This window comes from Algibacter mikhailovii, assembly GCF_014651495.1.
Taxonomy (GTDB): domain Bacteria; phylum Bacteroidota; class Bacteroidia; order Flavobacteriales; family Flavobacteriaceae; genus Algibacter_E; species Algibacter_E mikhailovii.
The window spans coordinates 490,648-504,932 of sequence record NZ_BMWZ01000002.1 but is presented as its reverse complement, the minus strand read 5'-3'; the positions used below and the strand labels follow the sequence as shown (position 1 = coordinate 504,932).

The window sequence follows — 14,285 nt, the reverse complement described above, 5'->3', positions numbered from 1 at the left end:
AAATATTTTACAAATGTAACTAAAAAAAGAAAGGTTCTGCTTTTTTTTTATAAAAAAACAGAACCTTTAAAAAGATTTATTTTAAAATGAATTAAGGTTTAAACTTAACGTTTTCGCGTATAAACTTGGGGAATTCGGTTATAGGTGTTAGTGTCATATTTTTATAATAGCACTCGGCAGCTTCCGATTGAATTTGTATTTGTCCTTCGGTTAGCGGTTTTTTCGTTTCCGGGTTAATCGCATTTTCAACAACCATGACTACTTTGCCGTTAACGACATGTACAGCATTATTGCCAACAACATAAAGCTCTAAATGATTCCAGTTTCCATGAGGTGCTTGAGGTTCCAGATAGGCGTGTATATAGCCTTTACCCTCAAAATAAGTATCAAAATTTGGGTTGTACTGCTTTTTTTTAGCATTGGTGTTCCCTCTAATTTGAACTATTGGGCCCCCCGGGTTTGGTTTAATTGAATTCGCAGGTAATGAAATAAAATCTCCTAGATCTGTTTCCTGAACCTGAAACTCTAAGCAGGTTTTCCATGTATTCCAAAACCTGCCATGATCGCCATAACTATGATATAAAATGCCGGTGTCTTTTTTTCGTTTAAGTCTCGGTTCCCATTTTTTGTTACCCCATTTAAACATCGTGCTAAAATGATAATTACTATAGTTGTCCTTAGTGGTAATGCATCCATATATTTCTCCACTAATATTGAGAATAGTTTCTCCGTTAATATTGGTGGTTGTGAAAACGTTTTTTAAGTCATTATTGATTCCTAGAGGAACTCCCTTAGTTACATCTTCTGATTTTGGTGTGTCTTTGGGAAGCCCTATAACCGTTGCATGCGGAACGCCTATAAATTTTTCAAAATGACTGAGATTAGCATCTAATAAATTAATAGTAGTTGTTTTTTTTTGAGCAACAACAGAGGTCATAACCAGTGAAAAAAGTATAATTAAGGGTTTAGGATATAGTATCATTAGTTCATTTTTTTATGAATACTTCCAAATTTAACTGAAAAAATTGTAAGTTTAAGTAAGTTTATCTCTTAATAAAAACAATTATGGAAATGAAGATATTTAAAAGTGAAATCCTTTGTTTAAAGACAGTCGTATTGTTGATTATGGTAGGACTACTATCTTATAATGGGTTTGCTCAAGAGTTGACAAAAAAAGAATTGAAACAGCAAAAGAAAGCTGAACAGGAAAAGGAGTTTTCAGCTTTAATAGAAAGTAAAACCTTTGTGTTTGTTGGACGTAGAGCTATATCGAGCAGAGGCAGGTCAATAGATCTTACTACGAATCAAAATTATTTAAAGTTTAGTCCTGAACTCGTGGATAGTAGTATGCCCTTTTTTGGTGAATCTACTGGAGCAGGACACTATGGGAGTGCTGATGTTGGATTAACATTCAAAGGCAAGCCCGAAAAATACACTATTGATAAAACAAAAGGTAAATATAAAATACAGGTTGTAGTTAAAGATAGTAATGATACTTATGAAATTAATATAACCGGAACAGCAGGTAATTCAACCTTAACCATAATGAGTAACAGAAAGAGTTTAATGACCTATAATGGTGATATATCCAAGGGTTTATAAAGTTTTGCTGTTTATTTTAAGGCCTATCATTGCCCATTAATGACATCCACAGTCATCGTTACCGCAAGCTTTTTTAGCAGTGCTTTTTTTCCATATAAATTTTTTCATAAGAAAAGCGATAGCAGCAGCTATAGCTGCGAAGACAAGTATGTTTTGAATTATAGTATTCATAGTCACTTAGTCTGATATTAATAATACTTATTTTAAAAACTGAAACGCTATCAGTGCTACAATATAAGCAAAAACTGTCATTATAATTAATTGTAAGACAGGCCATTTCCAGCTATTTGTCTCTCTTTTAACAATAGCTAGAGTACTCATACATTGCATGGCGAATGCATAAAATAGCAAAAGCGAGATGCCCGAAGCAAATGTGAATAGCGGTCCTCCTAAGGTAGGGTTTGTTTCTGCGGCCATTCTATTCTTTATTGTCTCTTCATCATCATTTCCAACACTGTATATGGTTGCTAAAGTACCTACAAATACCTCGCGTGCTGCAAATGAACTTACAATCGCAATGCCTATTTTCCAATCATAACCTAAAGGTCTAATAGAAGGTTCGATAGCCCGTCCTGTAATGCCAATATAAGAATGTTCTAATTTGTGAGATGCAATTTTCTTTTGTATTTCAGCCTCATCTAAGTGTTCTGAAGCGTATTCAGTCCTAATTATTTCTTCTGCATTATTAAACGCTTCCCCTGGGCCATAAGAAGCCAAAAACCAAAGAATTATTGAAATTGCTAAAATAATTTTACCAGCACCAAAAACAAAGGCCTTAGTCTTTTCAATGACCGTTAACGCTACATTTTTGAATAAGGGAAGTTTGTAATTAGGCATTTCAATAACAAAGAAGGACTTGCTTTTAATTTTAAGGACTTTGTTTAGGATATAAGCCGATAAAACGGCTGTTCCAAACCCTAGCAAATACAAGAGCATTAGGGTTAATGCCTGATACCCTAATCCAAAAAAACGGCCCTCAGGAATTACTAATGAAATAATAATTAAATAAACAGGTAACCTTGCGGAACATGTGGTAAAAGGCGTGACTAAAATAGTAATTAAACGTTCTTTCCAGCTTTCAATATTTCGTGTGGCCATAATAGCTGGTATAGCGCATGCGGTTCCAGATATAAGGGGTACAACACTTTTTCCGCTTAAGCCAAATCGGCGCATGATTCTATCCATTAAGAATACGACGCGACTCATATAACCACTTTCTTCTAGCACTGCTATAAACAAAAATAGAAAGGCTATCTGTGGTATAAAAATAACAATCCCACCAAGCCCGGGGATAATACCTTCAGAAATCAAATTTGTAAACGCTCCTGGCGGTAACATATTTTTAGTCCATTCACTTAGCGAGGCAAATGCACTATCAATCAAATCCATTGGTACGCTAGCCCAATCATAAATCGCTTGAAATATGGTGAGTAAAATAAAAAAGAATATAACATATCCCCAGAACTTATGCGTTAAAACCCGATCTAGTTTTGATCTTAAATCTTTGGCTTTTGATGCGTCAATAGTTTGTCCAGCTTTGAGAACATTATTAATATACTGATAGCGTTTTATGGTTTCTTTTTGCTGTAAACGCTTTAAATCTGCGGAACTTTTAGTTTTAAAATCGGATACCGCATCAAAGTCATTCCTGCTGGTTTTTCCAAAATTTACATCTTGGGTAATTACAAGCCAAAGTTTATATAGTAGTTGGTTAGGAAAGGCTTTATGCAGGTTTTCAAAATAGTTAGTGTCAATGGATTTTATGTCCAAACACGCTTTTACAGAAATATCCTTATAGTTTGTAATTAGCTGTTTTAACTTGTCAATACCCTCGTTCTTTCGTGTGCTTATCAAAGCTATTTTGGTATGGAGCTGTTCCTCTAAGTGTTCAATATCTAGTGAAATGCCTTTGTAGCTCATGCGGTCAGCCATGTTAATGACTAACAGAGTTGGGATTTGTAAATCTTTTATCTGTGTAAAAAGAAGTAAGTTTCGTTTTAAGTTTTCTACGTCAGTGACAACCACAGCAATATCTGGGAAGTCTTTGTCATTTTGATTTAATAATAATTCGATGACAACATTTTCATCTAGCGAAGAGGCATTTAAACTGTAGGTTCCTGGTAAATCAATAATATGAGCTTTAACGCCCCTAGGTAATTTACAAACGCCTTCTTTTTTTTCAACAGTTATCCCGGGGTAGTTACCTACTTTTTGGTTTAACCCTGTAAGTGCATTAAATACAGATGTTTTTCCTGTATTGGGATTCCCAATAAGCGCTACATTGATCTGTTTACTCATGAGTCACTTTTTCTATTAATATATGAGCAGCAGTTTCTTTTCTAATAGCCAAATGTGATCCATTAATATTTAAATACATAGGATCCTGAAAAGGGGCTAATTGAACAAGCTTGACGGGATTGCCTGGAAGGCATCCCATTTCTAAAAGTTTTAAGGGTATGTGAATGGAAGAAACATCAGTGATTATAGCCTGTTCTCCTCGTTTTAATTCTGATAAATTGTCTTGCAAGCTTATTTAGATTGATTTTAAAGAAGCAAAAATAGTGTAAAATATAGCGGCAAAAAAATAGTTCATTAAAAACTATTGTGTGTATTCTTGTTTGAGTATTTGAATATCATCTAATAATCGAGATATATCTTCAGGATCTGTGCCATCATAAAAACCTCTTATTTGCTTTTTTTTATCAATAAGCATAAAGTTTTCAGTATGCACCATATCAAAAGGACCACCGTCTCCATTGTCTTTTACGGCTAAATAGCTTTTTCTAGCTAGCTTATATATTTCTTTTTTGTCTCCAGTAACCAAGTTCCATTTTTTATCATTCACGCCTTTTTTTAATGCGTATCTCTTTAGTTGTGCTACCGTATCTATTTCAGGGGTCACAGAATGTGAAAGCAGCATAATATCATCATCTTGTATTATCTCTTTTTGAATTATGGCCATGTGATTCGTCATAATAGGGCAAATGGTTTGGCAGGTTGTAAAAAAGAAATCGGCGATATAGATTTTGTCTAGGTAGTCCTTTTGCGTTATGGTCTGGCCATTTTGATTTACTAATGAGAAATCGGCTATTTTATGGTATTTTCTTTGGTGTTGAATGGTGCTGTCTACCAATGCTGTACTCACCATAGCGGGTTGGTAAATAGGTAAAGGTTGGTATACGTTTAACGTATAATAAATAATAAAAATTATGATTAATGAAATTACGCCAAAGACAATTCCGAAAATTTTATAATCCTTGAAAAATGAAAGCATATCGTGGTTTTCTTAAAAAAGAATTTAGTACAAAAATACAATGAATATTGGACTTGAATATTGATATTGAAGCTTAAAAAGATGTTAAATCTTAATGCATTGGTTATTTGTTTTCCCCAAGTTGGTTTAAAACCTTACTTTTGTGCGATTACAAAAAAAAGATTCTTTCATATATGGAGTTTGTTATAAAAATATCTCAGTTTTTACTGAGCCTTTCACTACTAATTGTTTTACATGAATTGGGACATTTTATTCCCGCTAAATTGTTTAAAACTCGGGTGGAAAAGTTTTATCTGTTTTTTGATGTTAAGTTTTCTTTATTCAAAAAGAAAATTGGTGAAACAGTTTATGGTATTGGTTGGTTGCCGTTAGGAGGCTACGTGAAAATATCAGGTATGATTGATGAGAGTATGGATACCGAACAAATGGCACAAGAACCGCAACCATGGGAGTTTCGTTCTAAACCAGCTTGGCAGCGATTGATTATTATGCTTGGTGGTGTTACTGTTAACTTTTTGCTTGCCATACTTATTTATATAGGCATGAGTTATTTTTATGGTGATACCTTCTTGCCTAATGATAGTATAGAAGACGGACTGTTGATTGAGAGTACGGTAGCAAATAAAGCAGGGCTTCTAACAGGGGATAAGATTCTAGCTGTAGATGGTGATAAAATTGAGACCTTTTCAGAAATATCTGAAAAAGTTTTATTCGGAAAAGACATTTTAATAGAACGAGAAGGGCGTCAGTCTACTGTGCATATGCCAGAAGATTTTCTTTCTCAACTCATGGATGCTAAAGAAAAAGGGTTTATTAGTATAAGAGAACCATTTATAGTGGTACAAGTTCCTGATACATCCTACAATAAAGATAGTGGGTTTAAAGAAGGAGATATTATTGTAGCTATGAATGATATACCTACGAAGTATGCTGATGAAGTTAAAGTAGCACTAGCACAGTTTAAAGGACAGGATATAAAAGCCACGGTTAAAAGAGATGATCAAGAGGTTACTTTACCGCTTTCAGTAACAGAAGATGGTAAATTAGGTTTAGTTTATGCCGCATCTTCAACACCAAAGACTTTAGAGGCTTTAGGCTATTATACTTTTGATGTTAAGGATTATGGTTTTATTGAATCTGTACCTGTAGGATTGAACAAAGCAAAAGACAAATTGGTTTCTTATTGGGATCAGCTAGGTGCTATTTTTAGCCCAAGTACAGGTGCTTATAAAGGTGTAGGTGGCTTTAAAGCTATTTATGATATTTTTCCTAGCAATTGGAGCTGGCAAGTGTTTTGGAGTATAACCGCATTTTTATCGATTATGTTGGGTGTTTTAAACTTATTACCAATACCTGCATTAGACGGTGGGCATGTTGCCTTTTTATTATATGAGATCGTATCTGGAAGAAAGCCTGGAGATAAGTTTATGGAGTATGCACAAATGGTTGGTTTCTTTATTTTGATAGCACTTGTTTTATTTGCAAATGGGAATGATATCTATAAAGCGATATTTGGTTAAAAAATTTTAAAAAAATATTTGCAGTAATTAAAAAACAATCTATATTTGCACTCGCTAAGGCAAAACATACACTCCTTCTTAGCTCAGTTGGTTAGAGCATCTGACTGTTAATCAGAGGGTCCTTGGTTCGAGCCCAAGAGAAGGAGCTTAGTAATAGAAAGACTTTACAGAAATGTAAGGTCTTTTTTTATGGATTAGACTTAGGCTATACCACTGCTAGGGTTACATCATTTCTTTCAGTTTATCTATAATCTCAACTAACCAAGTCATTAGGTAGAAAAAGGTGTGCTATTCGGTGTACCTATTACAAACTTATTTAAACATTAAAAATTATGAAGTTAAATAAGACAGCTATAAGACATTTGCAGGCGCTGTATTGTTTTAAAATGATATTCCTATGGCGGTCGTTAATACCTACATGGGTATTCTAGCATGGATAGAACTCTAGGTAGCTCTGAACCTACATAAGATGGATTTCATATGTTACTTAGAAAAGCATGTTTTATTTTAATGTTTATTAAAAGGCATCATTTGTTCCAATGTTTGTTTAAATTTTGCTAATTCATACCTTCTCAAGACAGTATATTTATAATTATTAATTTATAAATGGGTTAGAATCATAGATCGTGTAAAATATTATGCTATTCTCGTAAATTGGTTTTATCTTGTTTTAAACAAAACATTGCGTTCATATTATAAATTCTATTCATGAGCTTTAAAATTAGGTGTCATATAGCGTTATTGTTATTCATTCTTTTTTGCCCCAATATATGGGCTCAAAGGATGAACCAAGACTTTAATTTTGTAAACATTAAAGAAGGTATTTCTAAAGTAGGGATTTATTCAATTATTCAAGATCACTATGGTTTTATTTGGATCTGCACTAACGGTGCGGGTCTGTATAAATTTGATGGTGCTAATTATACATCATATAAATTTAGTGCGGATAATCTTTCTTCCCTTAGCAGTAACTTGGTATTTTCTTCATATATAGATAATTCAAATAGATTATGGATAGGAACTGAAGATGGTTTGAATCTGTATAATAGAAATTTAGATACGTTTGAAAGGATTAAAGTGGGGAATCTGGGGGCTACCAGTATTTCTGTTTTAAGTTTACACGAAGACAATAATGGCTATTTATTTATTGGGACAAGGCAATTAGGTTTGCTTAAAATGAATTTAGAGACATCAGAAATTATTAACATTCCTGATAGAAGTGGCGTAGTTCCAGCTATAAACAGTATTGAATCGCATAAAGATGGGACCATTTTTCTAGGGACTAGTGTTGGTCTTAGGTTGGTAGATTCAGAGAATAATCAAATTGTACTGCCAAAAATTGAAAAAGGAATAAGTGCTAATAATTTATCCTCTCCAATACAAAGTTTATACCTTGAACACAATTGTTTATGGGCAGGGTCTTATGATTCAGGGCTTTACAAATATGAATTTAAAAAAAATAGTATCGTTGATTTTGCTAAATTCAATATTAGTAATAAAAGAATCTTGGCAATCTCGCATCTTTCTAATCAAACGTTGCTTATAGGTACTGAAAATGATGGCCTTTTTCATGTTTCTAATACAGGATCAATTCTAAAAAATTATAAATACGAAAAAACCGACGAAAAAGGAATCCGCTCTAATTCAATATGGTCCTTATTTATTGATAGCAACCATCGTATTTGGATGGGTTATTACAATAATGGAGTTGCCGTTAGAGATGACTTATATGATAAATTTAAGAATATTGAAAGTTTAACAAGCAACGATAATTCTTTACAAAGTGGGTCTGTAACAGGAATTGTCCAGCAAGAAAATGGAAGTCTATGGGTTTCAATGGACGGTGGAGGGATTGATATTTATAATCCAGTAGAATCAAAAATTAAACATGTTAATTTAAAAAATGATAATCATTTCTCAGGATTAACGAGTAATTATATTCAGACTCTTTTAATTGATAGCAAAGACAATATTTGGGCTGGTAGTTGGGATAATGGTATTTATCTTTTAAGAAAGGACTCGAAAACATTTGAGAATATTAACATCGAGAATTCAAATGGAAAGTTAACTTCAAATGCTATTTTAAGTTTTGCTGAAGACCATGATGGAATTATTTGGATTGGTACATTTTACAGTGGTGTTTATTCTTATGACCCAAAAAATAATGAAATAACACATTATAATTCTAATCAATTCACAAATTATAGAATTCCGGATAGTGACGTGCGAAAAATATTGGTTGATTCAAAAGGCAGTATATGGCTTGGAACTACTGAAGGACTTTTTATACTTAATAAAGGAGATAATAATGAATTGCATATCACCTCATTGGTAGATAAAATGTTTAAATCGCACAATAATCATAAAAGTACCAGTCATATTCTCTCCTTATTTGAATGTTCTAATAATTTTTTATGGATAGGAACACGAGGAGCAGGACTCTGTAGATATGATAGAGTAAATGATGAGTTTAAATGGTTTTCAGGATTAAATGGTTTTAAAGAAGAAAATATAGCGAGTATTATTGAAGCGGCTGATGGTAATTTATGGATTAGTGGTAATTCTGGTTTAACAAAATTAAATATTAAAACCAATCAAGCTACTAATTATACTGCCAATGACGGATTGCTTTCAGACGATTTTAATTTTAATGCGTCCTTAAGAGATGACCATGGAACGCTTTATTTTGGGAATTATAGAGGCATTGATTATTTCAACCCGAAACATTTGGTATTTAACTCAAGTATGCCAAAATTGTATTTAACAGGATTTAAATTGTTCAACGAAGATGTTGAAGTAAATCAGGAAAGTTCACCATTAAAAAAAGTCATAACAGAAACAAAAAGTTTAGTACTGGATCATACGCAATCTGTTTTTACAATTGAGTATACCGGTATTAATTACACTAGACCAGAAAAAAATCAGTACGCGTATTATTTAGAAGGCTTAGAAAAAGATTGGAATTATGTAGGTAGTCAAAAAAGCGCCACCTATACCAATTTAGATTATGGAAATTATATTTTTAAGTTGAAAGCGGCAAATAATGATGGTGTTTGGAATGAGGCAGCATTAACCTTAAATATTAAAATATTACCACCTTGGTGGAAGACTAATATCGCTGTCGCGTGTTACATATCCTTGTTTTTTCTTGGCTTGTTTTTATTAAAGAGAATCACACAAATTAAAATAAAAGAAAAGGAGGCCATTAAAAATGAGCGCATACAACGTGCTCAAGAGGATACTCTTAATGAGAAAAAAATACAGTTTTTTACAAATATTTCTCATGAATTTAGAACGCCACTTACTCTTATAATAAATCCTTTACAAGACATTTTAAAAGATGGTAGCTTAAGTCTCCCTTATACAGTAAAAGAAAAGCTAAAAGTTGTTTACCGAAATACTGATAGATTATATAGGTTGATTAATGAATTGATGGACTTTAGGAAGTTAGAATTAAATAAAGTCCATATTAAAGCAGAAAAGTTTAACCTTGTTGAATTCTCTAAAGACATATTAAGTTATTTTAAAGAAGAAGCATATAATAGAAATATATGCCTTACCATTGATGCCGATGTGTTGGAGTTGTCGTTGTGGGCTGATCAAAGTATGCTAGAAAAAATTATTTTTAATTTACTATCCAATGCTTTTAAAGTAACACCAGATGGTGGAGCTATTAGTATAGATATTTTATCAAATGAAGAACCTGTGCTACTACCTTTGGTAAATGAAGACAGTCCCAATAGGGCCATAGAAATACGAGTTTCTGACACTGGTCCTGGGTTAGAAAAGGATCAATTGGATAAAATTTTTGAAAGGTTTTATCAAGTTGAGCGTGTGAATAAAACGTATTACGGAGGAACTGGAATAGGCCTTGAAGTGGTTCAGAGTTTTGTAACATTACATAAAGGTAAAATTGAAGTTGAAAGTAGCTTAGGAAAAGGAACAACTTTTAAGATACTTTTACCGGAAGGTAAAAAGCATCTTGATACTAAAGATTTATTAAGTGTTTCTGTTGAAAAACCATCTAGAAAGAAAAGCTTTATAATTAATGAAGGGGAAGAATATAAAGTGTCTGAAAAAGAACAAGAAGTATTATCAAAATCTAAAACGATTCTTATTGTTGAGGATAGCACTGAACTGAGAAATTATTTAAAACGTGAATTAAAAAATACTTTTAAAGTTTTAGTGGCAAATAATGGTGTTGAAGGTTTAGAACTTGCAATTAAAGCAAGTCCTGATATTATAATTACTGATGTCATAATGCCCGAAATGAATGGTTTTGAATTTTGTAATAAAATAAAAAGTGATATTAAAACGAGTCACATTCCCCTTTTAATGTTAACGGCAAAAACAAGAATAGAGGACCGTATAGAAGGTGTTGGTTTTGGTGCTGATGCATATATGGCGAAACCTTTCGATATGCGTTTACTCAAGGTTCGTTTAATTCAGTTAATTAAAAGTAGGCAATCCATATTTGATAAATATTTTGGTGATGTGAGTGGACAAGAAGAAAGAGAAGGTGCTTCATCTATTGAAATTGATAAAGAATTTATACAACAAGTTCTTAAATATATTAATGACAATATCAGTGATACTGATTTAAGTGTCGAGCTTTTAGCTTCACAAGTTAGTTTAAGTAGGAGCAGGTTGTATAGGAAAATTAAAGGACTTACTGGGCAAACTGTTACTGAGTTTATTAGAAAAGTTAGGCTTCAAAGAGCCCATCAAATTCTTGAAAAAGGAAATGCAAATATTAGTGAAGTGTGTTATAAAGTTGGGTTTTCTTCGCCTTCTTATTTTACGAAATGTTTTAAAGCTCATTTTGGTATTCTTCCAACCGAAATTGAAGTTAAAGAATCTTAATACGATACTACAAGTCTTATAGACATTCACACCAATCCATTAAGGATCATAATTCATGGTCTGTTTTTTTTATGGCCTTTAATTTTATTACAAATGTTGCTCTAGGTGGGTCAAATGTTGCGTGTATTTCAAATAATAAGCTTATTGGCAACATATATAACATAGCTTGTTCATATTTACCATAGTTTGGCTGAGGTCAGTTTTATATTTGGATGTGAATCTTGAGCAAATATGAAGCAAAACAATTCTAAAAAAAATAAAGGCATTAAGACCAGTCTTCTTTTAGAAGTGCTTTTAGTAAGCGCCATGTTATTCCTTGCCATTTTAATATTTAGCTGTTTATAGACTAAAAAACAATGATGAAAAGTAAAACGACCATATCTAAATTTTTGAAAACTAAAGGGTATACTTTCTTAATCTTAAGTCTACTTTTAGTCATAGTCTCTTGCGGTTTTAGTCAATCTACTAAACAATTTGAATTTCGGGATGAAAACTTGTCATTTAATAAAAGGGCCGAAAGCTTAATTAGTCAAATGACACTCAGAGAGAAAATTTCTCAAATGCGTTTTGATGCACCTGCTATTACACGATTGGGTGTGCCCGAGTATAATTGGTGGAATGAATGTTTACATGGGGTTGCCCGGGCCGGAGAGGCTACAGTGTTTCCTCAGGCCATAGGAATGGGAGCTACGTGGAACCCTTCTCTAATTCTTGAAATGGGAAATGCCGTGTCAGATGAAGCCAGAGCCAAACATCACAAGTTTGTAGACGAAGGTAAAAGAGGTATTGGGCAAGGTTTAACTTTTTGGACGCCAAATATTAATATTTTCAGAGATCCACGTTGGGGTAGAGGACAAGAAACCTATGGAGAAGATCCATTTCTTACCAGTAGAATAGGTGTTAATTATATAAATGGCTTACAGGGTGATGATGATAAATATCTTAAAGTTGTAGCTACGGCAAAGCATTTTGCGGTTCATAGTGGTCCGGAAAAATCAAGACATCAGGATAATTATCACACCACAGATAAAGATTTATATGAAACCTATTTACCTGCATTTGAAGCTGCTGTTACGGAAGCAAATGTGTATTCTATTATGTGCGCATATAACAGGTATAGCGATGTGCCCTGCTGTGGTAGTAATTTATTATTGAGTAAAATTTTAAGAGAAGATTGGGGTTTTGGAGGTTATGTGGTTTCAGATTGTTGGGCTATTAATGATTTTTGGCAGCCCGATAATCATGGTGTTGTTGAAACTCCCGAAGAAGCTGGTGCCATGGCCGTAAATAATGGTACCGATCTAAATTGTGGAAATGTATTTGATCCAAGTTTGGAAGATGCTGTTTTAAAAGAATTGATTGATGAAGCGAAAATAGATTTAGCCCTAATTAGACTTTTTACCGCACGATTTAAATTAGGAATGTTTGATGCTCCTGAGCATGTGAAATGGGCAAAAATACCTTATGACGTAGTAGCGAGCGATAAGCATTATGCTTTATCAGAGAGAGTGTCCAAAGAGTCTATGGTTTTGTTGAAAAATGATGATAATATATTACCTCTTAGTAAAGATTTAAAATCAATTGCTGTTATTGGTCCAAATGCAGATTTAGTGCAGTCCTTATTAGGGAACTATCATGGAACACCAAGGAATTTTATAACCCCTTTAAAAGGGATTAAAGAAAAACTTCCGAATGCTAAAATAAATTATGCGTTAGGAAGCGATATTGCGTCTGGTTGGCCAACTCTGAAGCCAATACCCAGTAAAGTATTGAGAACGGCTAAAAGTGCTGGATTGAAGGGGGAATATTTTAGTGAAACCAATTTTAAAGGTAATCCCGTTTTTACTCAAGTGGATAGTATTATTAGTTTTATTTGGACACCAAAGCGACCTATTAAGGACTTGAAATCAGATAATTTTTCAGTTAGGTGGACGGGAGAATTGGTGCCAGAAGAAGATGGAATATATAGAATTGGATTAAAATCAAGTAGCTACGGGAAACTATATGTTAATGATTCCCTTTATTTTGAATACCATGCTGATTACGAACCTTTAACTAAATATTTTGACACTTCTTTAGAAAAAGGTACTTCATATAAAATTAAAATTGAATACGAAAACACATTGTCAGATCCGCAGGCACACCTGCTATGGGCTAAGCTAAATGAGGATTTATTACCACCTGCCATTGAAGCGGCAAAGCAGTCAGATGTCGTTGTATTGTGTTTAGGCCTTTCTCCTGAAATTGAAGGAGAAGAAATGCCAGTAAAATTAGATGGTTTCGATAAAGGCGACAGAACGCAATTAACATTACCGGCTGTACAAATAGAATTAATGAAAAAAATTAAAGCTTTAGGTAAACCAACTGTTTTAGTGTTAATGAATGGAAGTGCTTTAGCCATTAATTGGGCTGCTGATAATATACCAGCTATTCTAGAAGCATGGTATCCCGGAGAGTTTGGAGGAAAAGCAATTGCAGATGTTTTATTTGGCGATTATAACCCCTCTGGTAGACTACCTGTGACGTTTTATAAATCAGTAAATGATCTTCCTGATTTTAAAAATTATAACATGGAAAATAGAACATATAAATATTTCAAAGAAGAACCATTATTTGCTTTTGGCCATGGATTGAGTTATACAGATTTTGAATATACAGATTTAATTATCAAGCAAGAAGTAAAGTTAAATGATAGTATTAGTATCTCTGTTAAAATAAAAAATACAGGAAAGGTTGCTGGAGATGAAGTTGTTCAAATTTATCTAACGCATAAAAATAGATTGTACCAGCCCATTCGGTCATTAGTAGGTTTTCAAAGAGTTCATTTAAAACCAAAAGAAACAAGATCCTTTGATTATAGAATTGGACCAAAGCAATACGCTTTTATTAATCAAAATGGAGAAGAAGTGCTAGAACCAGGGGAGGTAGAAATAAGTGTTGGAGGTAAGCAACCTAGCACGTCTTATAAAAATGGCTCAGTAACTAATGTCTTATCAACACAAGTAATATTAATAAACTAAATAACT

At 33.2% G+C, this 14,285-nt stretch carries 9 protein-coding genes and 1 tRNA gene; 5 read left to right on the top strand and 5 right to left on the bottom strand.

Features of this window, described 5'->3' with window-relative positions:
- Window positions 1–91: 91 nt before the first annotated feature.
- Window positions 92–982 carry a 3-keto-alpha-glucoside-1,2-lyase-like domain-containing protein gene (locus IE051_RS05580; protein ID WP_189359786.1) on the bottom strand — a complete coding sequence of 297 codons (891 nt, stop codon included), beginning with the start codon at window positions 980–982 and terminating at the stop codon, window positions 92–94.
- 89 nt (window positions 983–1,071) lie between these two features.
- Between IE051_RS05580 and IE051_RS05575 the strand changes: the two genes are divergently transcribed.
- Complete coding sequence (locus IE051_RS05575) at window positions 1,072–1,602, top strand: DUF4251 domain-containing protein (RefSeq protein WP_189359785.1); 531 nt, start codon at window positions 1,072–1,074, stop codon at window positions 1,600–1,602.
- Window positions 1,603–1,638: 36 nt separating this feature from the next.
- Here the strand turns inward: IE051_RS05575 and IE051_RS18780 are convergent, their stop codons facing one another.
- From IE051_RS18780 to IE051_RS05555, 4 genes are all read right to left on the bottom strand, one after another.
- Complete coding sequence (locus IE051_RS18780; protein ID WP_189359784.1) at window positions 1,639–1,773, bottom strand: FeoB-associated Cys-rich membrane protein; 135 nt, start codon at window positions 1,771–1,773, stop codon at window positions 1,639–1,641.
- Between the two features lie 27 nt (window positions 1,774–1,800).
- Complete coding sequence (feoB, locus tag IE051_RS05565) at window positions 1,801–3,900, bottom strand: ferrous iron transport protein B (RefSeq protein WP_189359783.1); 2,100 nt, start codon at window positions 3,898–3,900, stop codon at window positions 1,801–1,803.
- On the bottom strand, window positions 3,893–4,129 hold the full coding sequence (locus IE051_RS05560; RefSeq protein WP_189359782.1) for a FeoA family protein: 237 nt from the start codon (window positions 4,127–4,129) through the stop codon (window positions 3,893–3,895). Before IE051_RS05560 ends, feoB begins: the two co-directional genes overlap by 8 nt.
- Window positions 4,130–4,201: 72 nt before the next feature.
- Window positions 4,202–4,876 carry an SCO family protein gene (locus IE051_RS05555; protein WP_189359781.1) on the bottom strand — a complete coding sequence of 225 codons (675 nt, stop codon included), beginning with the start codon at window positions 4,874–4,876 and terminating at the stop codon, window positions 4,202–4,204.
- A gap of 173 nt (window positions 4,877–5,049) precedes the next feature.
- Here IE051_RS05555 and rseP point away from each other — a divergent pair, with 173 nt between their 5' ends.
- From rseP to IE051_RS05535, 4 genes are all read left to right on the top strand, one after another.
- Window positions 5,050–6,396 (top strand): RIP metalloprotease RseP, encoded by a 1,347-nt coding sequence (gene rseP, locus IE051_RS05550; protein ID WP_189359780.1) that lies wholly within the window; start codon window positions 5,050–5,052, stop codon window positions 6,394–6,396.
- A 72-nt stretch (window positions 6,397–6,468) separates the two neighbouring features.
- A tRNA-Asn gene (locus IE051_RS05545) sits at window positions 6,469–6,542 on the top strand.
- 637 nt (window positions 6,543–7,179) lie between these two features.
- Window positions 7,180–11,259 (top strand): two-component regulator propeller domain-containing protein, encoded by a 4,080-nt coding sequence (locus IE051_RS05540; RefSeq protein WP_229796736.1) that lies wholly within the window; start codon window positions 7,180–7,182, stop codon window positions 11,257–11,259.
- 356 nt (window positions 11,260–11,615) lie between these two features.
- Window positions 11,616–14,279, top strand: a complete 2,664-nt coding sequence (locus IE051_RS05535; RefSeq protein ID WP_229796735.1) for a glycoside hydrolase family 3 C-terminal domain-containing protein — start codon at window positions 11,616–11,618, stop codon at window positions 14,277–14,279.
- Window positions 14,280–14,285 lie beyond the last annotated feature (6 nt).

Excerpts from the sequence above, each read along its gene's own strand:
- IE051_RS05580 (WP_189359786.1), bottom strand. The coding sequence starts at position 982 with ATGATACTATATCCTAAACCCTTAATTATACTTTTTTCACTGGTTATG.
- IE051_RS05575 (WP_189359785.1), top strand. The coding sequence starts at position 1,072 with ATGAAGATATTTAAAAGTGAAATCCTTTGTTTAAAGACAGTCGTATTG.
- IE051_RS18780 (WP_189359784.1), bottom strand. The coding sequence starts at position 1,773 with ATGAATACTATAATTCAAAACATACTTGTCTTCGCAGCTATAGCTGCT.
- feoB (WP_189359783.1), bottom strand. The coding sequence starts at position 3,900 with ATGAGTAAACAGATCAATGTAGCGCTTATTGGGAATCCCAATACAGGA.
- IE051_RS05555 (WP_189359781.1), bottom strand. The coding sequence starts at position 4,876 with ATGCTTTCATTTTTCAAGGATTATAAAATTTTCGGAATTGTCTTTGGC.
- rseP (WP_189359780.1), top strand. The coding sequence starts at position 5,050 with ATGGAGTTTGTTATAAAAATATCTCAGTTTTTACTGAGCCTTTCACTA.
- IE051_RS05540 (WP_229796736.1), top strand. The coding sequence starts at position 7,180 with ATGAACCAAGACTTTAATTTTGTAAACATTAAAGAAGGTATTTCTAAA.
- IE051_RS05535 (WP_229796735.1), top strand. The coding sequence starts at position 11,616 with ATGATGAAAAGTAAAACGACCATATCTAAATTTTTGAAAACTAAAGGG.